Origin of the sequence: Flavobacterium sp. WC2430, assembly GCF_040822075.1 — a bacterium.
Classification (GTDB): Bacteria; Bacteroidota; Bacteroidia; order Flavobacteriales; family Flavobacteriaceae; genus Flavobacterium.
Window position 1 is genome coordinate 868,768 of sequence record NZ_CP162007.1, and the last position, 22,729, is coordinate 891,496.

Annotated in this window: 16 protein-coding genes; 13 read left to right on the forward strand and 3 right to left on the reverse strand. The window is 33.5% G+C overall.

Annotation, left to right across the window (positions count from 1 at the left end; all coding sequences use genetic code 11):
* Positions 1–380 precede the first annotated feature (380 nt).
* The 7 genes from AB3G36_RS03715 to AB3G36_RS03745 all read left to right on the forward strand — a co-directional run bounded on the left by AB3G36_RS03715 (position 381) and on the right by AB3G36_RS03745 (position 13,316).
* Entirely contained in the window at positions 381–2,189 is a 1,809-nt protein-coding gene (locus AB3G36_RS03715; RefSeq protein WP_367756137.1) for an N-6 DNA methylase, read from the forward strand.
* The gene (locus AB3G36_RS03720; protein ID WP_367756139.1) at positions 2,189–3,565 is read left to right on the forward strand and encodes a restriction endonuclease subunit S; all 1,377 of its coding nucleotides are present in this window, start codon (positions 2,189–2,191) and stop codon (positions 3,563–3,565) included. Before AB3G36_RS03715 ends, AB3G36_RS03720 begins: the two co-directional genes overlap by 1 nt.
* A gap of 12 nt (positions 3,566–3,577) precedes the next feature.
* Entirely contained in the window at positions 3,578–5,236 is a 1,659-nt protein-coding gene (locus tag AB3G36_RS03725) for an RNA-binding domain-containing protein (RefSeq protein WP_367756141.1), read from the forward strand.
* Between the two features lie 67 nt (positions 5,237–5,303).
* Positions 5,304–8,321 carry a type I restriction endonuclease subunit R gene (locus tag AB3G36_RS03730; RefSeq protein WP_367756143.1) on the forward strand — a complete coding sequence of 1,006 codons (3,018 nt, stop codon included), beginning with the start codon at positions 5,304–5,306 and terminating at the stop codon, positions 8,319–8,321.
* 9 nt (positions 8,322–8,330) lie between these two features.
* Positions 8,331–8,825 (forward strand): hypothetical protein, encoded by a 495-nt coding sequence (locus AB3G36_RS03735; RefSeq protein ID WP_367756145.1) that lies wholly within the window; start codon positions 8,331–8,333, stop codon positions 8,823–8,825.
* Between the two features lie 677 nt (positions 8,826–9,502).
* Positions 9,503–9,898, forward strand: a complete 396-nt coding sequence (locus AB3G36_RS03740) for a (deoxy)nucleoside triphosphate pyrophosphohydrolase (protein ID WP_367756146.1) — start codon at positions 9,503–9,505, stop codon at positions 9,896–9,898.
* Complete coding sequence (locus AB3G36_RS03745) at positions 9,891–13,316, forward strand: DUF3427 domain-containing protein (protein WP_367756148.1); 3,426 nt, start codon at positions 9,891–9,893, stop codon at positions 13,314–13,316. Before AB3G36_RS03740 ends, AB3G36_RS03745 begins: the two co-directional genes overlap by 8 nt.
* 115 nt (positions 13,317–13,431) lie before the next feature.
* Here the strand turns inward: AB3G36_RS03745 and AB3G36_RS03750 are convergent, their stop codons facing one another.
* Positions 13,432–13,848: a DUF2452 domain-containing protein gene (locus tag AB3G36_RS03750; protein WP_367757878.1), complete on the reverse strand. Its 417-nt coding sequence runs from the start codon at positions 13,846–13,848 to the stop codon at positions 13,432–13,434.
* A 346-nt stretch (positions 13,849–14,194) separates the two neighbouring features.
* Between AB3G36_RS03750 and AB3G36_RS03755 the strand changes: the two genes are divergently transcribed.
* The 3 genes from AB3G36_RS03755 to AB3G36_RS03765 all read left to right on the forward strand — a co-directional run bounded on the left by AB3G36_RS03755 (position 14,195) and on the right by AB3G36_RS03765 (position 17,884).
* Entirely contained in the window at positions 14,195–15,565 is a 1,371-nt protein-coding gene (locus AB3G36_RS03755) for a Gfo/Idh/MocA family protein (protein WP_367756150.1), read from the forward strand.
* Between the two features lie 114 nt (positions 15,566–15,679).
* The gene (locus tag AB3G36_RS03760; protein WP_367756152.1) at positions 15,680–16,780 is read left to right on the forward strand and encodes an acyltransferase family protein; all 1,101 of its coding nucleotides are present in this window, start codon (positions 15,680–15,682) and stop codon (positions 16,778–16,780) included.
* A gap of 420 nt (positions 16,781–17,200) precedes the next feature.
* A complete protein-coding gene (locus tag AB3G36_RS03765) occupies positions 17,201–17,884 on the forward strand; it encodes a HupE/UreJ family protein (RefSeq protein ID WP_367756154.1) in 684 nt (227 codons plus the stop codon).
* A 261-nt stretch (positions 17,885–18,145) separates the two neighbouring features.
* On the opposite strand, the gene AB3G36_RS03770 is transcribed toward AB3G36_RS03765, so the two are convergent.
* Positions 18,146–19,441, reverse strand: a complete 1,296-nt coding sequence (locus AB3G36_RS03770) for a tetratricopeptide repeat protein (RefSeq protein ID WP_367756155.1) — start codon at positions 19,439–19,441, stop codon at positions 18,146–18,148.
* Between the two features lie 342 nt (positions 19,442–19,783).
* On the opposite strand from AB3G36_RS03770, the gene AB3G36_RS03775 reads away from it, so the two are divergent.
* Positions 19,784–20,737 carry a sugar phosphate isomerase/epimerase family protein gene (locus tag AB3G36_RS03775; RefSeq protein WP_367756156.1) on the forward strand — a complete coding sequence of 318 codons (954 nt, stop codon included), beginning with the start codon at positions 19,784–19,786 and terminating at the stop codon, positions 20,735–20,737.
* 145 nt (positions 20,738–20,882) lie between these two features.
* Here AB3G36_RS03775 and AB3G36_RS03780 read toward each other — a convergent pair whose 3' ends face one another.
* A complete protein-coding gene (locus AB3G36_RS03780) occupies positions 20,883–21,227 on the reverse strand; it encodes a winged helix-turn-helix transcriptional regulator (RefSeq protein ID WP_367756157.1) in 345 nt (114 codons plus the stop codon).
* A 99-nt stretch (positions 21,228–21,326) separates the two neighbouring features.
* Between AB3G36_RS03780 and AB3G36_RS03785 the strand changes: the two genes are divergently transcribed.
* Together AB3G36_RS03785 and AB3G36_RS03790 are read left to right on the forward strand one after the other, a co-directional pair.
* Positions 21,327–21,848, forward strand: coding sequence for a DinB family protein (locus AB3G36_RS03785; protein WP_367756158.1), 522 nt, complete (start codon positions 21,327–21,329; stop codon positions 21,846–21,848).
* A gap of 12 nt (positions 21,849–21,860) precedes the next feature.
* A complete protein-coding gene (locus tag AB3G36_RS03790; RefSeq protein WP_367756160.1) occupies positions 21,861–22,724 on the forward strand; it encodes an alpha/beta fold hydrolase in 864 nt (287 codons plus the stop codon).
* Positions 22,725–22,729: the final 5 nt, after the last annotated feature.

Here is a 22,729-nt window from a genome sequence, read left to right on the forward strand (position 1 = left end):
AATTTATTAATGACAGGACAAAAAAACATTCTTAATTATATAACACATTATTTTAGCAAAAAAATAGCGGATGTTTTATTTAGATGTATTCCTAAAATTAAGACGGTGTAACAACCGTCTTTTTTCATTTTAAACCAAATCTATATAATGGATATGGCGATACTAGACTCCTTGATAGCGAAACCGTTATTCTTTCCTACCTTCTCAATAATTTATCCTTACAACCAAATTGTCAATATCATTGGAATTTGCACTCTAACTAAGATAAACCAACTTATGGTTTAGAAATCTGTAAAAATGCTGTCCTTTACGCTTTCCCTCAATAGCATTCATAAAAAATTCAATACCTTAGCGATTGTTAAAAATACATCTTAAAATCCATGAGCTTAAATACACAAAGCCTTCAACCCATAATCAACTTCATCTGGTCAGTTGCCGATGATGTTTTAATCAACAAATACCTCGAAAACCAGTACCAAGATGTAATTCTTCCAATGACTGTTTTAAGACGATTGGATTTGGCTTTAGAGCCTTCTAAAGAAAAAGTTTTTAAAACCTATGAGGATTTCAAAGGTAAAATTGATAATCTCTCTGGTTTATTGACCAGTGAGCAACACGGTACAGGCTTAGCTTTTTACAATACCTCTCAGTACACTATGAAAAAGTTATTGGCTGATCCAAAAAATATCAACACCAACTTTCTAGATTATCTCAACGGATTTTCAGAAAACGTACAAGACATAATTAGTAAATTTAAGTTTCGTAACCAATTAGAAACTTTTGAAAACACAGGCATTACTTTCTCTCTTTTAGAGAAATTCTGTAATCCAAAATTAGAATTAAGTCCAGACAAAATTTCTCCTATGGCAATGGGGTATATGTTTGAGGATTTGATTAGAAGATTTAACGAGAAAACCAATGCAGCAGCTGGGCGACACTTTACGCCTAGAGAAATTATTGAGTTAATGACACATTTAGTGTACTTGCCGGTAAAAGACAAAATACAACAGGGAACGTATTTAGTTTATGATCCTTGTGTGGGCTCAGGAGCGATGCTGACACAATCTAAGTTGTTTGCTACTAATCCTGAAGGTGAAATCAAATCAAAAGCCACTTTCCATTTATACGGACAAGAAAATACAGGCGAAATGTACGCCACTTGTAAATCGGATATGCTGTTGAAAGGAGAAGATCCTGATAAAATAAAATATGGCTCTACTTTGAGTGAATATGGTTTTGATCCGGATTTGAAGTTCAACTTCATGTTAACCAACCCACCTTATGGAACGACTTGGAAACAAGACCAAGAAAACCTAAACGTAGGTACGGAAAAGAAAATAAGCATTGTTGACAAACGTTTTAACTTACCCATTAAAAACTTCAAAGGCGAACTCGAAGAAACTTGTTTGACCTCAAGAAGCAATGATGGACAGTTGATGTTTATGCTCCACATGCTTTCTAAAATGAAAGACCCAAAAGATGGTGGTAGCCGTATAGCTTCTGTTCACAATGGTTCTGCCTTATTTACTGGCGATGCAGGAAGTGGTGAAAGTGGCATTCGCCAATACATTATAGAAAATGATTTGTTAGAGTGCATTGTTCAATTACCCAACGATATTTTCTACAACACCGGTATTGCTACTTATGTATGGTTTGTAACCAATGTAAAAGAGAAAAAACGCAAAGGGAAAGTGCAATTAATCAATGCTTCTTCGGATGCCTTTTACCGTAAAATGAGAAAGCCATTAGGAAGTAAACGAAATGAACTTCAAGTAAATCATATTGAAGCTATACAAGAACTTTATTTTGACTTTGAAGAAAACGAATACAGCAAGATATTTGACAACGAAGATTTTGGTTTTTACCAAATCACGGTAAACCAACCAGAAAAAGACGATAAAGGCAAAATCATTAAAGACAGCAAAGGTAAATCAAAGAGTGATAGTAAATTAAAGGATACAGAAAATGTACCTATGAAAGAGCCTATTGACAACTACTTTAAACGTGAAGTACTACCTTTTGCTCCTGATGCTTGGTATGACAAAACGAAGATGAAGATAGGCTATGAAATAGCTTTTAATAAATATTTTTATCAATACGAAGGATTACGTACTCTAAAAGATATTGTGACTGATATTCTTATTTTAGAACAAGAAACCGATGGTTTATTAAAAGAAATTATTGCGTAATGGAAAACATAAAACCATACAGCAAATACAAGCCTTCTGGAATTTCATGGTTAGGTGATGTCCCGGAACATTGGAGTATTAAACGAATTAAATATGTTTTCAAAGAGCAAGATAAAAGAAGTGAAATAGGGTCAGAAGATTTACTTTCAGTTTCTCATTACACAGGTGTGACCAGAAAGTCTGACAAAGTTGTGAATGGTGATTTTATGACAAATGCAAAAACGTTAGTTGGTTACAAAATAGTAGAGAAAGGAGATTTAGTAATTAACATTATGCTTGCTTGGAATGGTAGTTTAGGAATATCAAAATATGATGGCATCACTAGTCCAGCCTATTGCGTATACAAATCTTTAATTGGTGGTGAAAAATATTTTGGCTATTTATTTAGAACTAAAAATGCACAACAAGAATTTAAAAAACAATCAACAGGCATCATAGACAGCCGATTGAGATTATACACGGATAAATTTTTTAATATAAAAACCGTAATCCCTTCTTTAGAAGAACAAACTGCCATAGCCAATTTTCTCGACTACAAAACTGCCAAGATAGACCGCTTTATACGCAAGAAAAAACAACTTATAAAGCTCCTTAACGAGCAAAAAGCAGGAATAATAAACCATGCCGTTACCAAAGGTTTAGATCCTAATGCTACAATGAAACCAAGTGCTATCGAATGGTTGGGAGATATTCCAGAGCATTGGGAAGTGAGGAAGTTGAAGTATTCCGTACGCCTAAATCAACATAACGCATTCGACAAACAAGAGAGTGAACATACAAAAATAGCATTAGAAAATATTGAAGGAAAAACGGGAAGAATATTAGAATTAAATAAAAATTCATTTGAAGGTATTGGAACCATTTTTAAAAAGGGAGATATATTATTTGGAAAATTAAGGCCTTATTTAGCAAAAGTTGTAGCACCAAATTTTGAAGGTAGTTGTGTGAATGAATTGTTAGTTTTAACTCCAAATACAAAAATTTGGAATAGTGAATTCTTGAAGTTTAGAATGCTTTCTTCTGGGTTTATAAAAATGGTTGACAACTCAACATTTGGAGCAAAAATGCCTCGTGCTAGTTGGAATTTTATTGGTGGCTTGAAAATAAGTTGTCCTCCTTTAGATGTTCAAAAAGAAATTGTTTTGTCTATTGAAGAAGAAACGTTCCAACTCAATCAATTAATCCAAACTATAGAGAAAGAAATTGTATTAACGCAAGAATACCGCACCGCTTTAATCGCAGAAGCAGTAACAGGAAAGATAGATGTGAGAGCCTTTGTAATCCCTACTGTTTCAGAACAAGAGGAATTGTATGAGGAAATAGAAGAGGAATTAGATATGGTTGCAGAGGATGCAGAAAGCTATGAAAACGAATAATTATTGCTAGTAATGAAAAATAACACCCAAATACAAGCGAAATTGCAAGAGCTCCTTTCTCACGACTACGAGAGTGAAATCGTAGAGTTTAAGGAAGCCAAAAACCAATATGATTTTGATAAACTGGGCAAGTATTTTTCAGCACTTTGCAATGAAGCCAATCTCAAAAACCAGTCATCTGCTTGGTTAGTCTTTGGCGTTAAGGACAAAGACAAAAGCATTGTAGGTAGTCAATTCAGGAATAGTCCCGCAGACTTGCACAGTCTTAAGGCTGAGATTGCCAACCATACTACTGGGCGTATCACTTTTATAGAAATTTATGACGTTAGTACACCTCATGGGAGAGTAATATTATTTGAAATTCCTAGCGCTCCAAAAGGGTTTCCAATAGCTTGGAAAGGACATTATTACGGAAGAGACGGTGAAGAAATAAACGCCTTGAATACTGAGGAATACGAGCGAATCAGAGAACAAGCCACGACAGAAGACTGGAGCGCAGTACTTGTTGAAGAGGCAGGATTAGAAGATTTATCGCCCGAAGCGATACTAAAAGCGAGAGCCTCTTACAAAACTAAAAACCCTCATTTAGCAGAACAAATTACGGAATGGGATGATATGACTTTCTTAAATAAAGCCAAGGTATGCATCAAAGGTCAAATTACCAGAACAGCTATTCTTTTGCTTGGTAAGTCAGAATCAGAGCACTATATCAATCCCGCCACTTCAAAAATTACTTGGATTCTTAAAGACCGGGATAATTTAGAAAAAGATTATGCTCATTTCACTTGTCCCCTTCTATTGAGTACAGAACTGGTGTACCAAAAAATAAGAAATCTGAAATACCGATACATTACTGATGGAACATTATTTCCTGAAGAAGTAGATCAGTACGATCCGTATATCATTAGAGAAGCTTTAAACAACTGTATTGCGCATCAAGATTACACCATTGGCGGAAAAATCATTGTAGTGGAGAATGAAGACGGTCGTTTAACTTTTAGTAATGCCGGAAAGTTTATTCCAAAAAGTGTAGAAGAGGTTGTGGTAGCTGATGCTCCTGAGTTCCGCTACCGAAATAAATTTTTAACGGAAGCCATGGTAAATCTGAATATGATAGATACTATTGGTAGCGGTATTAAAAAAATGTATTTAATTCAAAGAAGAAAATTTTTCCCTTTACCCGATTATGAACTGGTTAATGACAAAGTTAATGTAACTATCACTGGTAAAGTAATGGATATTAATTACGCCCGTAAATTAGCGACTGTTCCAGATTTGAGTTTAGAAGACATTATGGCTCTTGATAAAGTTTCAAAAAACAAATCGTTGAAGGACGAAGAAATTAAAAGATTAAAGGCTAAAAAACTAATTGAGGGAAGAAAACCTAACTTTCACATTTCCCTTAATCTGGCAAAGGCTACAGGGGAAAAAGGAGATTATATCAAGCAACGAGGAATCGATGATGAGTATTGCCAGAAGATTATTCTTGATTATATCAGAAAGTTTGGAGAAGGTAAAAAATCCGATTTTGAAGATATCCTTTTAGCTAAACTTCCAGACGTTTTAGACGAACAACAGAAATACAATAAAATAAAAAATAATCTGCAAAGCCTTAGAAAACAAGGATTAATCTATCCAGAAGGCAAGAATTGGAAAATGTCTAAGACCTAATAATTAGACATTTTTCAGCTGTTTTTTAGACATTTTTTAGACATTTTGTAATAAGATAAAAAGTATAATGAGTACAAACACTACCGAAGAAGGATTAGAAGCACACATCACCCAATATTTGGTTGAGGAGAATAACTACATCCTTCGTGAGAATAAAGTCTACGACAACAGTAATTGCTTGGATACGGAATTGTTCTTTCAATTTCTGGAGACAACTCAACCCAAAGCGGTAGCAAAACTCAAACAATACCACAAAGATTTGTATGAACAAAAAATCATCAAACGTCTAAACGATCAAATCCAAGCTAAAGGAATTATTGAAGTATTGCGCAAAGGAATAACAGATGGTTTTACAGACACAAAACTGAATTTGTTTTATGACAAACCCGTCTCCAGTTACAATACAAATGCCGATGCCTTGTATAAAGCCAATATTTTTTCAGTAATGCGTCAGGTTTATTTTTCGCCAAAAAATAAAAAATCGCTTGATATGATGGTGTTTGTCAATGGCATACCAGTTATCTCATTTGAACTCAAAAACGAATTGACCAAGCAAAATGTAGCACACGCTATCAAACAATACAAAGTTGACAGAGATCCCAATGAAGAGCTTTTTCGTTTAGGGAGATTAATTGTGAATTTTGCAGTAGATACAGAGGAAGCTTGGATGTGTACTCAATTGAAAGCAGAAAGGACTTACTTCCTACCTTTCAATAAAGGAAACAATAATGGTGCTGGAAACCCACTGAATGAAGGCATAAAAACGGATTATTTATGGAAAGAAATACTCACCAAATCCAGTTTGACTGATATTATTCAGAACTACTGTCAATTGATTACAGAAGAGAAAGAGTATTTAGACGACAAAGGAAAAATAAGAACCAAGAAAGAAAAGAAACTCATTTTCCCTCGCTACCATCAAATGATCGCTGTTAGGGAGATGCTTCAAGATGCACAGGAAAAAGGTTCCGGTCAGAAATATTTAGTTCAACACTCTGCCGGTTCAGGAAAATCAAATTCTATTTCATGGTTAGCGCATCAACTGGCTGGGTTGCACGATAAATCCGGAAATAAAAACATCTTTGATACTATTATTGTAGTGACAGACCGTAGAGTTTTAGATGCTCAGATTAGAAACAATATCAAGCAGTTTCAACAAGTTAATGGCGTAGTTGAAGCCATCACAGAAGGCAGTAAACAACTCAAACAAGCACTTGAAGAAGGAAAAAAGATCATCATCACAACCATTCAAAAATTTCCGCACATCGTTGAAGACATAGGTGATTTGCCAGGAAATAATTTTGCGATAATTATAGATGAAGCACATAGTAGTTTAAGTGGTCAGATGGCAAGAAAACTGAATGAAACTTTGTCTAAAATTACAGATGAAGAAGAGTTAAAAACGAACCTAGAGGATTATGATGAAGACGAAAATGATGAAGTAACGGGTGAAGATTTAATACGTGCATTAGTAAAGTCAAGGAAAATGTTGCCTAATGCCAGTTATTTTGCCTTTACAGCAACGCCTAAAAACAAAACATTAGAATTGTTTGGAGTACCTTATCAAGACGGGGAAAAGACAAAACACAAAGCCTTCCACTTGTATTCTATGAAACAAGCCATAGAAGAAGGGTTTATAATGGATGTACTTCAAAATTATTCAACATACCAAAGTTATTATGCTTTACTGAAGAAAATTGAAGACGATCCAGAATACGATAAGAATCGAGCTCAAAAGAAATTAAAAGCTTATGTAGAGAGTAATGAGCATGCTATAAAAAAGAAAACCATTCTTATGGTAGAACATTTTATGGAAAACATTATTCGTAAAAAAAGAATGGGAGGCTTGGCAAAAGCTATGTTAGTAACCAGTTCCAGAGCTAATGCGGTTAAATATAAAACCGCCTTTGATAGTTACTTAAAAAAAATAAATAGTCCCTATAAAGCTATTGTTGCCTTTTCAGGAGAAATTGACGGACAAACAGAAGCTAATTTAAATGGTTTTTCAAGCAATGCTATTCCAACTGAATTTGAGAAAATGGAGTATCGTTTCCTTATTGTGGCTAATAAATTTCAAACAGGATTTGACCAACCTTTGTTACACACGATGTACGTAGATAAAAAACTAGGTGGTGTCAATGCTGTCCAAACTTTATCAAGACTAAATCGAAGTCATCCATTAAAGAAAGAAACTTTTGTGTTAGATTTCGCGAATTCTGCTGAGGAAATTGAAAAAGCTTTTACTCCTTATTTTGAAAGCACTATTTTAGGTGAAGCTACAGATCCAAACAAGTTGTTTGATTTACAAGATGCATTAGATAATTATCAGATTTATAGCAGAGAACAAGTTGAGGAATTCTCAAATAAAATACTAGCCAATGTTCCTATAGACGAATTGCATAAGATGCTCAATAGTTCATCCGAATTATTCAAAAATGAATTAAAGGAAGAAGAACAGGCTGATTTTAGAGCAAAGGTTAAAACGTATGTCCGACTGTATATTTTCCTCTCTCAAATTGTAGATTTTGAAAATGCTTATTTAGAAAGGCTGTATATTTTCCTGAACCACTTACAAAACAAATTAGGAGGAGAAGCTCCTATTGATTTGGCAAAAGGGATTTTAGACAATATCGATATGGATAGTTACCGCTTACAATTAGAATCAACCACTAATATGGTTCTAGAGCAAGGTGAAGATTTAAAACCCATTCCAACAGAAATGAGAGGCAGTACAAACGATACTGAAGTAGACAGACTGTCTAACATCCTCCAAACCTTTAATGATCGATACGGTACACAATTTGAAGACGCTGACAAGGTGAGACAGATGGCTGAAAATATTGCAAATAGTGTCGCTAAAAATAATGAACTCATTAACTCATTAAAATACTCAGACGATCAAAATGCTAAGATTACAAGTGATAAAGTGGTTGGAGAAGAATTATTAAAACACATCACTACTAACTTTGACTTATACAAACTCTACTCAGACAATAAAGAGTTTAAAGAAGACTTTTCAGCAATGATGTTTGGTGTAGTAAAAGAACTAATCAGCAATGGAATGAGAAACAATGCAATGAAATAAGTAGAATTAATGGAAAATTACAGGAATACAAATTGGGTAAAATGGGAGAATAGAAATAAGATTGAAAACATTAAATATCCTGGGATTTATTCAATAGCAGTTACAGATGAAAATATTGAAGGTCGGCAATTTGAAATGATTAATGAAATTGAATACATTGGAATGACAAATTCAAATGGTGGTTTAAGAAGCCGTTTGAGTCAGTTTGATAGTACTATTAAAAGAATAAGGCTTAATCATGGTGGAGCACATCGATTTATTGGAAAATATTGGAACTATGAAGAAGTAAAAGATAAATTATATGTTTCTATTTGTCCTTTCGAATGTGGTAATAATAAGTCCAACACAGATGACTTAATTGCCATGGGTGAAGTTGCTAAGGCTGAATATATTTTCTGGATTGACTACATTAAAAAACATGGAAGATACCCAATATTTAATGACAAGAATAGTAGTCCTAAACCTAATTTTATATCCGTATCAAAAGAAGGAATTCTAAAATAATGTGTATTTTTGAAACGGCATTAATAAACTTGTCCAAGTAACATTCAACGGACAGGAAAATTAAAAATTAATTATAAAAAGGCATACAATTCGGTAACATAAAAAAGTAAAACAACGTAAAGTCTTGGTTTTACTGCTAGTCACACTCCTTGGTTCGAGCCCAAGAGAGGGAGCTTTTTAAAAAGACTTTACAGCAATGTAAGGTCTTTTTTGTTTTTACTACTTTCGTATTGGGGGATTGCTCGCGTTCTAGAGTGCCTTAGTTTTATAAAAACCCAAAATATCCACTACACCCTTTTTTAAAACCTCTTTGTAGTACAGGAGCAATTCCTGCCTTTCCTTTCATTCTTATTGATAGCCCTTGCTTTTCTATGGCATAAAAGGAGCTTCTTGCAGTCGCTCATTTATACCTAGAAAAACAGCAGCCTCTTACATAAGGAATTCCATTGCAGTCAGGGCTAGGAGGACTTGAGTTTAAGGGAAACATCGTTCCTATTATTTAATAATTAAGACCACTGCAAGAAAAGCTTTTGATACAACTTAAAAAACACCATAACACTACTAAACTTGATACTTGTTGAGAATAAACCTATATATTTGTAAAGCATAAAAATAAAAACATTGTAAAATTTACTTCCCATAAAAGGAAAACTTTTACACGAAACCAAGGTTAAGTAATGAAAAAAGTTGAAGTAGTCGCAGCAATAATATATTTTAAAAATCAGATTTTATGTGTTCAACGGCCTAAAAACAAACTCAGTTATATATCCGAGAAATTTGAATTTCCTGGTGGTAAAATAGAAGAAGGTGAAACACAAAAAGAAGCCTTAAAGCGTGAATTAGTTGAAGAGTTAAATATTGATACTGAAATTAAATCTCTCTTTGTAACAGTCGTACACATGTACCCAGATTTTGAATTGACAATGCACAGTTACATTTGTGAAGTGCAATCTAAAGAATTAACTCTAAATGAGCACATCGCTAAAGAATGGTTAAGTTTAAATGAACTTAAAAAACTTGATTGGGCAGAAGCAGATATTCCTATTGTCAATAAATTAATAATGAATGGATAAGATAATTCAAATTTTCAATTCCAGTTTACAAACAGGCTACGTAGATAAAAATATTTTATCCGATCTAGCATACCAACCAGAGTTGCTTGTAAATCAAAAAAATCCACCCAAAAAAGTACTTACAACAATACTTCACGAACTTGAAAATTGTAATCAATTTTATATCTCCGTAGCTTTTGTTACAACAAGTGGAGTAGCTACTATAATAAACAAATTAAAAGAATTAGAAAACCGTAACATAACCGGTCAAATCTTAGTTTCTCAATATTTGAATTTCACCCAACCTGAAGCATTAAGAAGGTTATTACAATTTAAAAACATTGATTTACGCATTGCAACAACTGGTAACGCACATGCCAAAGGTTACATTTTTAAAAATAAACATCATTATAACTTAATTGTAGGTAGTAGCAATTTAACAGATAGCGCTTTATCTACTAATAAGGAATGGAATATAAAAGTATCAGCCTTAGATGAAAGCGGTTTAGTTGGCAAAGTACTAGGAGAATTTCAAACTGATTTTGAAAAAGCAACTCCCGTAACAGTTAACTTTATTTCTCATTATGAAGCAATTTATAAAAAGCAATTTCTTAATAGTAGAACTCAGGAAGCAGATGATTCTTTAACAGAAATTAATCCTAATTCGATGCAAGTAGAAGCATTAAGGAATTTAAATAATTTACGAAAAAGCAATAAAAATAAAGCTTTAATAATTTCTGCGACAGGAACAGGAAAGACCTATTTATCAGCATTCGATGCAAAAGCATTTAATCCTAAAAAGTTGCTATTTGTAGTACATCGTTTGACCATTGCAAAAGACTCATTAAAGACTTTTCAAAAAGTTTTTGGGACAACAAAAACAATGGGATTATTCTCTGGTGAAAAAAGAGATTTAGATTGTGATTTCGTGTTTTCAACAATTCAGACAATTTCAAAACTTACGCATCTTGAAAACTTTTCAACAGATCATTTCGATTACATTATTATTGATGAAACACATCGATCTGGCGCAGATTCGTACTTGCGTTTAATAGATTATTTTGAGCCAAAATTTCTCTTAGGAATGACTGCAACTCCTGAGAGAACTGATGGTAACGATATATTTCAACTGTTTGACCACAATATTGCTTATGAAATTAGATTAAACCGCGCAATGGAAGAAGAAATGCTAAGTCCATTTCATTATTATGGTGTCTCAGATTTATTAATTGATAATAATGTGATTGATAATAAATCGGACTTCAACTTATTGGTTTCTACTGAAAGAGTAAAAAGAATAATTGAACAAGCTAAATTTTACGGCAGTGATAACGGTATCACCAGAGGATTAATTTTTTGTTCAAGAAAAAAAGAAGCGATTGAACTATCTAACTTATTTAATTCAAATGGCCTTAAATCCATTTCCTTAACTGGTGATAGTTCAGAAGCAGAAAGGTCAAAAGCAATTGAAAGATTAGAATCGGATAACATAAATGACAAGCTTGATTATATATTTACTGTTGATATTTTCAATGAAGGGATTGATATTCCTAAAATTAATCAGATAATAATGCTTCGACCAACTGAATCAGCTATCATTTTTATTCAGCAATTAGGTAGAGGATTAAGAAAAATTGAAGGGAAAAATTATGTAACTGTTATTGATTTTATTGGAAACTATGAAAACAACTATCAAATTCCAATTGCACTTTATGGAGATACCTCGTATAGTAAAGATTCTCTTCGAAAATTAATTACCGAGGGTAGTAGAATGATTCCTGGCTCATCAACAATTAATTTTGATGAAATCACTAAAGAAAAAATATTTCAATCTATTGACTCTGCAAACATGCAATTGTTTTCTGATTTGAAAAAAGATTACAACTTATTAAAATTCAAACTCGGTAGAATACCAATGATGATGGATTTTATAGAACATGGCTCTAGAGACCCTTATTTGTATGTGAATTATATCGGCTCATATTATAATTTCATTATCAAAGTTGAGCAAGAATACAATTCCGATTTAAAATCGGAGCAAATTAAACTTTTAGAATTGTTTTCGAAAGAAATAAATAATTCCAAAAGAGTTGAAGAAAGTTTAATCATCAAACTATTAATTAGCAACGGCTCTCTTTCAATAAATAGTTTAAAAGAAACGATATTAAAAAAATATCATTATTCAGTTTCTGAAGAAACAATTCAATCTTGTATCACAAACTTGAATTTTGAATTTATTAGAGAAAAAAAAGAGGGGAAACTTATTTCAGCAAAGGAGATTTATAATTTAGATATTATAAAATTAGAAAATGACAATTTCATTTTCTCAACTACATTTCTTTCGTATTTAAGTCAAGATATTTTCAAAGCTTTTCTACTTGATTGTACCGATTATTCAATTTATGAATTTGACAGACAATTCGAACCAAATAACTGGCAAGAAGGTTTTGTACTATATAGAAAATATTCTCGTAAAGATGTTTTTAGAATATTGAATACTAAAGAAAATCCTGTAGCACAAAATGTAGGCGGGTATTTAGTAAGCCCCGATAATACTCATTGTCCCATTTTTGTAAACTATCACAAAGAAGAAGAAATATCTGAATCTACTAAATATGAAGATAAGTTTGTAAATGCTAAGGAATTTGATTGGATGTCAAAATCAAATAGAAAAATAAATAGCAATGACGTTCAATCTATTCTGGGCAAAAACGGTCCAATTAGACTTCCTCTTTTTATCAAAAAAAATAATGATGAAGGAATGGACTTTTATTATATGGGAGAAGCAAGCCCTGAAATGAATCAGATTGAGCAAACTACGATGGGTAATGATAGTGGGAAACAAGTTTCAGTTGTTAAAATCCGTTTCAATTTAGCTAATCCCGTTTCACCTTCGATGTATAATTATTTGGAAGAAAAAGTAACTGTTAAAGCTGCAAAACCTGAAAAGAAAGTCGAAAAGAAAGGGTTTCAATCAACTATTGATTTTGAACCCGTTTTACACAATCCAATTCCTTTATACGATTTCTATGCAGCAGCTGGAACATTTAGTGAAATTCAATCTGAGAGAGAATTTACCTTAATTGAAGGACCTGCAAATTCTAAAAGCGACTATTTTGCATGTAAAATCATTGGAGAATCAATGAGTAGAATTATTCCAAATGGATCGATATGTTTGTTTAAGCCTTATACTGGCGGTAGTAGAAATGGAAAAATAGTTTTAGTTGAAAATATTGACATTCAAGATCAGGATTTCAATTCGGCTTTCACAATTAAGACCTATTCAAGTGAAAAAGTAATATCTGATGAAGGTTGGGAACATACTTCGATTGCTTTAAAACCAAATTCGTTTGACTCTTCCTATAAAGATATTATTATTAATGAGGAAAATGGTACTTCTATGCGAGTTGTTGGAGAATTTGTTTCAATTATTACATAAAATCAAAAATTTTAATCCACAATAGAAAAACAAAAAAAAGACAATCAACACTATATGTTTTGATTGTCTTTTTAAATTTGTATGCGGCACTTACTTTATTTGCTATGGCAATAAATCAATGCCCACCAAGATTACCATTCAACACCACCCACTTTTTATCGCTGTTCAATCTAAAGGTGCCAATGTGCTCTCTATTCCATTCTTGTGGGCTTATCAACGATAAGAAGTTGACTCCTGCCCCATCGCGGTACAAATGGTAGATTTCGCCAATAACGGGCTCGAACGAGAACTTAGCACTATAGACCAACTCGTTCCATTCGTATTCTTCCATCAGTTTTTGATACTGTAATTTGAGTTCGTTAAATTTATTACCCAGCTCTTTGTTTACATTCTCAATACCCCTACTTTTCCAAGAAACTACATCATCTACTCTAATTACCGGAGCACCCACATTAGTGCCATAAGGCAATATATTAGCATTAAATCCTTCATCAACTGAATATACCACATTATCAGGTATTTTACTTTTCATCATCTGCCCCTTTAATTTAAAATGACTATCTATTTTTTTGTTTAACAATTTAAACACAAAGATAAACAAAAAAATAATAGACCCTTTTTTTAATTCAACCTACTATTATTTTCTCGATTGGACTGAAACGTCTTTCCAAAAAATAGATAATCAATGTTCTTAGGTGATTAAAAAATCAAAGACATTGAATAACATCTCACAGGTTAGATGTAATAAATTGTGTTGGGTTTTATTTTTTTATTTATATTTAACAGTTCTTTACTTAATAACCAAGTAATTAGTATACATTTTTAAAGAATTAATAACTAAACTATCAATTGATACCATAAACTAAAACGTATTTGCAATGGGAAAAGCACTTTCAAGAAGAAATCTCCTTAAAACTTTAGGCCTTGTTACTGGAGGTATATTAACGATGCCTTTACATGGATTTGCCGAAACATCGATACGATTGCATCTTCCCGACCTAAAAAAGTATCCCGCTCCAATAAAACCAGTTACCGCTATAACGTTAGGTGCTGGAAATCGAGGGAATGTATATGGTAATTATGCCGTTCAATATCCAGAACATTTAAAAATTGTAGGAGTTGCAGACCCCATTGATATAAGAAAAGAGCGCTATAGTGAAAAACACGCTATTCCTGCCGAAAATAGATTTGTAACCTGGGAAGATGTTTTTAAACGTCCCAAATTTGCTGATGCCATCATCATTTCTACACCCGATAATTTGCATTATGGGCCTTGCATGAAAGCACTTTCTATGGGTTATGATATCTTACTAGAAAAACCTATTGCGCCCACTGAAAAAGAATGTCGAAAAATATTGGCTTTAGCCAAAAAAACAAACCGTATCGTGGCGGTATGCCATGTATTGCGTTATTCTCCTTATTTTATCAAAGTAAGAGAGCTCATCCAAAAAGGATCAATTGGAGAACTAATTAGTATTCAACATCTCGAACCGATTCAGCATATCCATATGTCACACAGTTATGTACGTGGCAACTGGCACAATAGTAAAGAAACTACGCCTATCATTCTGGCCAAGTCATGCCATGATCTTGATATTTTGCGATGGTTGGTAGGCAGTTCTTGTGAAAAAATAACAGCTTTTGGCGACTTAAAATGGTTTAAAAAAGAAAACACTCCTGTAGGCGCAACGCCTCGTTGTACGGATGGATGTGCGGTAGAAAAAGAATGCCCGTACAGTGCTTTGAAAATTTACTACCGAGACAGACAGCGAACCCATGTGTTTGATCTTCCTACCGAAGTAGAAAAACAAGGAGAAGCTATATTAGATCGCCTGAAAACTACTAATTACGGCCGTTGTGTGTACCAAATGGACAACGACCAACCCGATCATTACACGACCAACCTTCAATTTTCTAATGGCGTTACAGCAGCATTTAGTATGGAAGCGTTTACCTCTTATGAAGGAAGATGCACCCGTGTCATGGGAAGTCATGGAGATATTGTTGGGGACATGTCGCAATTTACATTAACGAACTTTTTGACGGGCGAAAAAACCGAATGGCAACAAAACAGTGATGCCCACGGTGGAGGTGATTGGAATTTAGTTTCCGATTGGATACAAGCGGTATCGCAACAAAATGCAGGTTTACTATCTTCCTCTATAGACGCCTCAGTGGAAAGTCATATTATTGGGTTTACAGCCGAAAAAAGCCGTTTGAAAGGTTCTACAGAAAAGGTGGTCTTATAAAGGTTAAATTGGCTTATCTCCAGTCGTTCATTAGAGAAAGCCATTACTAAAAACATTTCATTAATTCACTAGTTGAAAAAGCTGCACACCATCCTTTTCTAAAATAAAACCTACATGGAACTACAAAAAAAACGATACCTATCATTAGATATTTTTAGGGGTCTAGATATCGCCCTTATGATCATTGTTAACTCACCAGGCAAAAGCGCCACTACTTTTGCCCCCTTATTGCACGCCAAATGGCATGGATTTACACTTACTGATTTAGTCTTTCCCACTTTCCTTTTTATTGTAGGGAATTCTATTAGTTTAAGCATGAATAAATACAGCCATTTATCTGATAAAGTGTTTTTAACTAAAGTATTAAAACGGACAGTAATACTCTTTCTACTTGGGTTTTTAATGTATTGGTTTCCGTTTTTTGAAAATGGGGAACTTAAACCCTTAAGTGATACGCGGATTTTTGGTGTCCTGCAAAGAATTGCTTTGTGTTATTTTTTTGGCGCTATTATTTTACGCTTTTGGAAAACCCAAGGAGCAATCATTTTTAGTATCATCGCACTGCTGTCTTATCAATTTTTGCTCTATACATTTGGTGACCTTACCCTAGAAGGAAATGCGGTATTAAAACTCGACACTTGGTTAATTGGAGCAAATCATATGTATCATGGTGACGGAATCGCATTTGATCCTGAAGGCTTGCTTAGTACCCTTCCCGCTATTGTAAACGTTATTGGCGGTTATCTTGCGGGTTCGTTTCTTCAAAAAAGCGGTCAAAATTATAATACCATTATGAAAATGGTTCTTGCTGGTATCGTTTTAATTATAATTGCCATAGGATGGAACTCTTTTTTACCCATAAATAAAAAATTATGGACCAGTTCCTTTGTTATGCTTACTATTGGTCTCGACCTCATTATCCTTTCAGTATTGGTTTACCTATTGGATATCTTAAAAAAGACCAAATGGACTTTCTTTTTTGACGTTTTAGGCAAAAATCCATTGTTTATTTACCTCCTTTCGGAATTGTTAGTGATCACGCTTTATCAATTTAAAATAAAAAACACTTCGTCCTATGATTGGATTGCAGAGAATGTTTTTGTGGCGACACTTGGGGATTATATGGGTTCTTTAGGTTTTGCTGTTTCCATTCTGCTGACTTGTTGGATTGTGGGTTATTTTTTAAATCGAAATAAAATTTATATCAAGATTTGATTCATTTTCACTATTTGAAGAATTACAAATAGAGAATGAATCTTTTTAATAATAAAAAGACTTTACAACAATGTAAGGTCTTTTTTGTTTTTAAGCCTTAGTGAAATCAAGACTTTAGCACGTTTAAGTATAAAAGGGAAATATTTGTCGGTTGACAACTTCTACAATGATTTTAGGAAAAAAAGACATCCAATTCGGTAACACTTCTTTTATAAAAGGTATCCTCCTTTTAAAATGGTGCTAAATCCCTATCTCACTTAACCCAAAAGTTATGAAAAAAAATTCCAAGTTTTATTACTTTTAACCTCAACTCCAATTTTAGTAATAAACCTATCTTTTAAAATAAATTTTAAAATGCGGCTTTTCTAAAAACCAAACCTTTACTAAATTACGTATCTAGACATACAAAACCGTACTAAAATGAAGAATCCCCTTTTCAACAAAAAATATGCAACGATTGCTTTTTTATTTTTACTTACTCTTTTTACTACCACTAAAGCAAATGCACATGTTGCCATAGTCGATTTAGAAGATATGTCGGCCACTGACACGGTTTTTCTATACATCAAATTGGGTTTTGAGCACATTATCCCACTTGGTATAGATCACATCCTATTTGTGCTCAGCTTGTTTTTACTAAGTCCTAAATTAAAACCTGTGTTGATGCAAGCAACGGCATTTACCGTTGCACATACAGTTACTTTAGGATTATCGATGTATCAAGTTATTAATCCGCCAAGTTATATTGTAGAACCTATCATTGCGATTTCTATCATGTATGTTGCGATGGAAAATATTTTATCCAAACAATTAAAAAAGACCCGAATTGGCATTGTATTTCTATTTGGATTAATTCACGGAATGGGATTTGCAAGTGTTCTTAGCGAATTGGGTTTGCCCAAAGAATCTTTTTTAACTTCGCTACTGATGTTTAATGTTGGCGTAGAGTTAGGCCAAATTTCAGTAATTGTTTTAGCCTATTTCTTATTAGCAAAATTCTTTGGCGATAAGCCATATTATCGCAAATACATTGTAATTCCTGTATCTGCGGCCATATTCCTAATTGCAACCTATTGGACTATAGAACGCATATTCTTTAGCTAATATCAACTTATGGTAAGCATGTTGTTTCTACATAGATAATGACATAAAAGCTATTAAAAAGTGACTTCTATACAAATCCATCACCTTCCACAATTACTTATCTTACAAGGTAGCTCAGATTATTAAAATCCATGACGAATAAATAATTCTAAAAATGAGTGTTCCTTAAATCATTCGATTTGCTAAAAAACAAAAAGGAGATACTAATGATGTAAATTAGTATCTCCTTTATTATTAAAAACCCGTTTTGCTTAGCGCAAATTATTCCAATTTAGATTCTAAATCCCTGCCAATACTTGGACTCAAATCGTAGAAGTTTTCATTAGCGGCTTTAAAAAATGCTGTAGCATTATAGCCTTTTTTGCTTGCTTCCATAAGCCTACCCATATAATAAAGTTCCAATGCTTCTAATGGTTTGCCAGAAATATGTTTTTTATAGATTGCGTTTGCTTCGTCTATTTTGTTATTGTTCAACAAGGCAAATGCATACCAAGAATAGGTTTGTGGCGTAGCTCGATTTTGTAATTCGGCTTTAGCCAATGCTTCTGCTTTACTAGGGTTTTTAAGGATTCCAGTATACAATTGAATTAAATATTTATTGTACATTTTACCATAAATAGAGTCGGTAACAATTGCCTCAAATTCCTTCGCATATTTGGCTTCGGCAACTGCATCTTTTTTATGCTGTGCCACTAGAATTAGTTTGTATAACGGATCTGGAGATTTTGTTTTGGTTTGAACAAATTCGAATATTTTTGTAGCCAAGGCATCTTTACCGTCATTTACCAATGCAATCCATCCGATTCCCATTAAACTATGTAAATCAGAATTATTGATTTTTAAAGATTGTTGGTAACAAGCTAGTGCTTTATCCAATTTTCCGGCGTGTGTGTAAAGATCCCCAACATTGGACAGCGCAGTCGATTTAAGTATTGGATTGTTTTCTACAAGACTGTCTGCTTTTTCCATTCGGGAAATAGACTCCTCTAATTCTCCTAAATAATGGGCCATTTTTGATTTTCTAAATTGATAACCAAAATCTTTAGGATCTTTCATTTTATCTAGATTTGCCGCGGCTTCTTCTATATTTCCTAACTCAAAATCAACGTCAAAAGTAGTAGCATAACTTTCGGCATTTTTAATTCCAATAGCCTTAGCTTGCTTTAAATAATTTTCAGCATTTTTAAAATGATGCTGTAAAATAGCATTAGAGCTTAACGCCAAAAAGGGTCCAGCTTGTTTATTTTCAAATTTATTTTCGATATCCAAAAGTAAACTATCCGCTTTTGTAACATCATTAATATCTCCTGTTAAATGAAAACGCGCTACCAGATTTCCAGCATATCTCGATTTATTTACCATATCAAAAGCATTACCGTTAATGCGACTTTGCCAAAATTGTATTTCTTTTTCATTATCTGTTATGGCTTTTGGAGTGCCATAGTTAGTAATTAAACTATCGATATACGTTTCGGCAACCAATTGCTTTTGGTTGTGTTTGCACTGTATAAATAAAAGACTACTGAATAAAAGGACGGTGATTTTTAAAATGCGCATGGTTTCTGTTTTTTTTATATACGAAAACAAAGTAATCTTGGATTGGAATCTTTGGAAAATTATGGCAATAAGCTCCTAAGTTAACTCATTTAATTTCAATAATTATACATAGCAACAATCAGGTTAAAACCAAAGGACAAATGACTAAATCGAGAGTCCTAATTTAGTACTTAAACCACCTAAAAAAATAAGCTAAATTGACAAAAAGCCAGTTTTTAAATTAAATAAACATCTAAAATTTACTGTTATAATTTTGTGCGTTTTTATTAAATTCGTTTTAAATTAACAATATAATTTTTATTTAAAAAAAAATTAATAATTTAGAATGCTAAATTAATTTTTATGAAACGTCGCCAATTTATTCAAACTACTGCTCTATTTTCTGTAGCCTCATTCGTAAACGCAAATGAACTATTTGTCAAAAATCCACTTATCAATAAAGTAGGATTGGGATTGTTCTCTATCCCTAAAATGTTAGAAAATGACTTTGATGGAGCCTTTGCAATGTTAGCTAAAATGGGATACAAAGAAGTGGAGTGTTTTGGACCTTATGAATTCAGTACCGAAAAAGCAAAAACTTCATGGAATGCGGTTACACCACAATTAGGATTCAAAGGAAGTGGTTTCTTTAATAAAACAGCTTCTGAATTTTATAATGCAGCAAAATCAAATGAAATTAGTATTCCTTCTATGCATACTGACTTTGATACACTACTAAATAATATGGGTCCATTGGCGGAAGCCGCTAATTTAATAGGTGCAAAATATGTGGTACTCCCTTCGATTCCAGATGCAGAAAGAAAAAACTTGGGCGATTATAAACGAGTAGCAGAAAAATTCAACTCGATTGGTGCTGAAGCCAAGAAAGAAGGAATTCGTTTTGCCTATCACAATCATGGTTATGGTTTAAACAATGTGAATGGCGTAATGCCGTTAAATATTATTTTTGACCAAACTGACCCTAGCTTGGTTTATTTTGAAATGGATCTTTATTGGACAATAGCCGGCGGAGCAGATCCTGTAGAATTATTCAAAAAGCACAAAGACAGGTATAAAATGGTCCATATAAAAGACATGAAAGAAGCTAAAAGATTTGCAGGAGATGGTGGCGATGCATCACAATGGATCAGTCTTTTTCCATATATGACTTCTTGTGGTGAAGGTGTGCTAGATTTGCCTACAATACTTACTGCTGCAAAACAAAATGGTGTGGAGCATTTCTTCGTGGAACAAGATATGGTACAATCACCTGAAATAGCATTGAAAAAAAGTATCGATTATTTAAAGACCCTTTAATTTACACAGGCTTTTTTCTTAGAAAGGGAGCTGTAAAGCCTGACAACAATGTCGGGCTTTTTTATGCACAGAAATTAGGGATTCCTGATTTTTCAAGGATTAAAATTTCAAAGAATTTGTTGACCGCAATTATGGATTGGGTTTCCTACTTTGCCATTTCGGTAACAATCTTTTTTGCTTCATTCGAATTACCCCAGCTTGCGATTTCATGCAAAACAGGCATCAAACTTTTCCCCGAATCAGACAATGTATATTCTACTCTTTGCGGGCTTTCTTTAAACGCTGTTCTTTCAATTAATCCTAAAGTCTCTAATTCTTTTAATTCATTAGAAAGCACCTTGTTAGAAATAGCAGGCATTAATTGGTTCAGCTTCCCGAACCGCAATGAACTTTCACCAATACAATTCAATATTATAGGCTTCCATTTACCGCCAAAAATGGACATGGCTCTTGTTACAGGACAATCATAAGGGTTTTCTATATATCTCATACAATTTGTAGTAACCTACTGGTTACTGGTATTTAATTTGTTGGTTACAAATATACACTAATGATTGTAAATTTGTAAAAAACTATAAAAACAAGAAACATGAAAAAGATTGTATTACTTCTGACCGTATTTTTATCTATGAGCAATTTAAATGCACAAACAACAACAGCTGATATCCTTAAAGACTGGGAAAGAGCCAAAGCCTATACTAAAGAATATCTGGATGCAATGCCTGAAAGCGGCTATTCCTTTAAACCAACAAAAGAAATGCGTTCTTTCTCAGGTCAAGTTTTACACTTGAGCGATGCGATATATGGCTTTGTGGGTTCTGCAACCGATGAAAAACCGCCAGTAGGTTTTGGGGAATTGGAAAAATCCGGTGATGAGAACAAAGCAAGCGTTACCGCCAAAGTAATGGCTGCCTATGATTTTGCTATTAATGCTATCAAAAAATATCCTAATGCAAAACTTTCGGAGCCTATTAAATTGTTCGAACAATTTGATATGAACAGAGAGCAGGTTTTAAACAAGTGTTTTGAACATCAAACCCATCATAGAGCACAAACTACTGTTTATTTGAGATTAGTGGGCGCTACACCTCCCGCTGAAAAATTATTTTAATTTATTTATAAAATGAAAAAATTAATACTGGTATTTTTAGTAAATGTGTTTTTTTGTTGTGGCGCGTTTGCACAAAAACTGTTGCGTCATTTTATGCAGCCACCAAATGTAATTAATACCATCCCCTATGGAAATAACCTACAGGCTGGGCACTATGTACAATCAAAAGATGCCAAAATTTACTATGAAGTATACGGCAAAGGACAACCCATTGTAGTATTACATGGCGGATTGTTTGGATCAACCGTAGAAATGGCAAAAATCATAGATAGTCTTTCAGTTGATTTTCAGGTTATAGCTGTTTCTACCCGTGGACATGGGAAATCGGAAATCGGAGTTGAACCATTGACATTAGAACAAAGAGCCAATGATGTACTGGCAGTAATCCATGAGGTAACCAAAGAAAAAGTAATGATTCTCGGATTTAGTGATGGAGGATTTACCGCTTACAAATTCGGCTCGATGTATCCTGATAAAGTTAAAAAAATGATTGTAATAGGCGCAGGTGTTTTATATCCCGGATTAAGAGATTTTAGTTTCAACTTCAATCAAGCGATGGAAATGGATGCGGAATTTTGGGCACAACAACGTGCCTTAATGCCAGAACCAAATCGATTGAAAGAGGTGTTTCAGCAAATTGCCACTTGTTATAGCCAACTTACTGTAGGAGCTGAATTATTGGGCGCTATCCAATGTCCCGTTTTAGTGATGGCGGGCGACCGAGATGAGGGCAACTCCGTACAAAATGTTTTAAATGCCGCATTGCTAATCCCCAATCATCAGTTAGCGATTATTCCAAATGCTGGTCATCCTGCTTTTATAGTAAATTTTAACGCCACTTGGGCAAGTATCGCTCCGTTTATAAAAGAAAACTAAATCCG

Bases quoted from the DNA above. Each gene is read 5' to 3' on its own strand.
- AB3G36_RS03720 (WP_367756139.1), top strand. From the start codon at position 2,189: ATGGAAAACATAAAACCATACAGCAAATACAAGCCTTCTGGAATTTCA.
- AB3G36_RS03755 (WP_367756150.1), top strand. From the start codon at position 14,195: ATGGGAAAAGCACTTTCAAGAAGAAATCTCCTTAAAACTTTAGGCCTT.
- AB3G36_RS03765 (WP_367756154.1), top strand. From the start codon at position 17,201: ATGAAGAATCCCCTTTTCAACAAAAAATATGCAACGATTGCTTTTTTA.
- AB3G36_RS03725 (WP_367756141.1), top strand. From the start codon at position 3,578: ATGAAAAATAACACCCAAATACAAGCGAAATTGCAAGAGCTCCTTTCT.
- AB3G36_RS03775 (WP_367756156.1), top strand. From the start codon at position 19,784: ATGAAACGTCGCCAATTTATTCAAACTACTGCTCTATTTTCTGTAGCC.
- AB3G36_RS03740 (WP_367756146.1), top strand. From the start codon at position 9,503: ATGAAAAAAGTTGAAGTAGTCGCAGCAATAATATATTTTAAAAATCAG.
- AB3G36_RS03735 (WP_367756145.1), top strand. From the start codon at position 8,331: ATGGAAAATTACAGGAATACAAATTGGGTAAAATGGGAGAATAGAAAT.
- AB3G36_RS03750 (WP_367757878.1), bottom strand. From the start codon at position 13,848: ATGAAAAGTAAAATACCTGATAATGTGGTATATTCAGTTGATGAAGGA.
- AB3G36_RS03770 (WP_367756155.1), bottom strand. From the start codon at position 19,441: ATGCGCATTTTAAAAATCACCGTCCTTTTATTCAGTAGTCTTTTATTT.
- AB3G36_RS03745 (WP_367756148.1), top strand. From the start codon at position 9,891: ATGGATAAGATAATTCAAATTTTCAATTCCAGTTTACAAACAGGCTAC.
- AB3G36_RS03760 (WP_367756152.1), top strand. From the start codon at position 15,680: ATGGAACTACAAAAAAAACGATACCTATCATTAGATATTTTTAGGGGT.
- AB3G36_RS03785 (WP_367756158.1), top strand. From the start codon at position 21,327: ATGAAAAAGATTGTATTACTTCTGACCGTATTTTTATCTATGAGCAAT.
- AB3G36_RS03715 (WP_367756137.1), top strand. From the start codon at position 381: ATGAGCTTAAATACACAAAGCCTTCAACCCATAATCAACTTCATCTGG.
- AB3G36_RS03780 (WP_367756157.1), bottom strand. From the start codon at position 21,227: ATGAGATATATAGAAAACCCTTATGATTGTCCTGTAACAAGAGCCATG.
- AB3G36_RS03790 (WP_367756160.1), top strand. From the start codon at position 21,861: ATGAAAAAATTAATACTGGTATTTTTAGTAAATGTGTTTTTTTGTTGT.
- AB3G36_RS03730 (WP_367756143.1), top strand. From the start codon at position 5,304: ATGAGTACAAACACTACCGAAGAAGGATTAGAAGCACACATCACCCAA.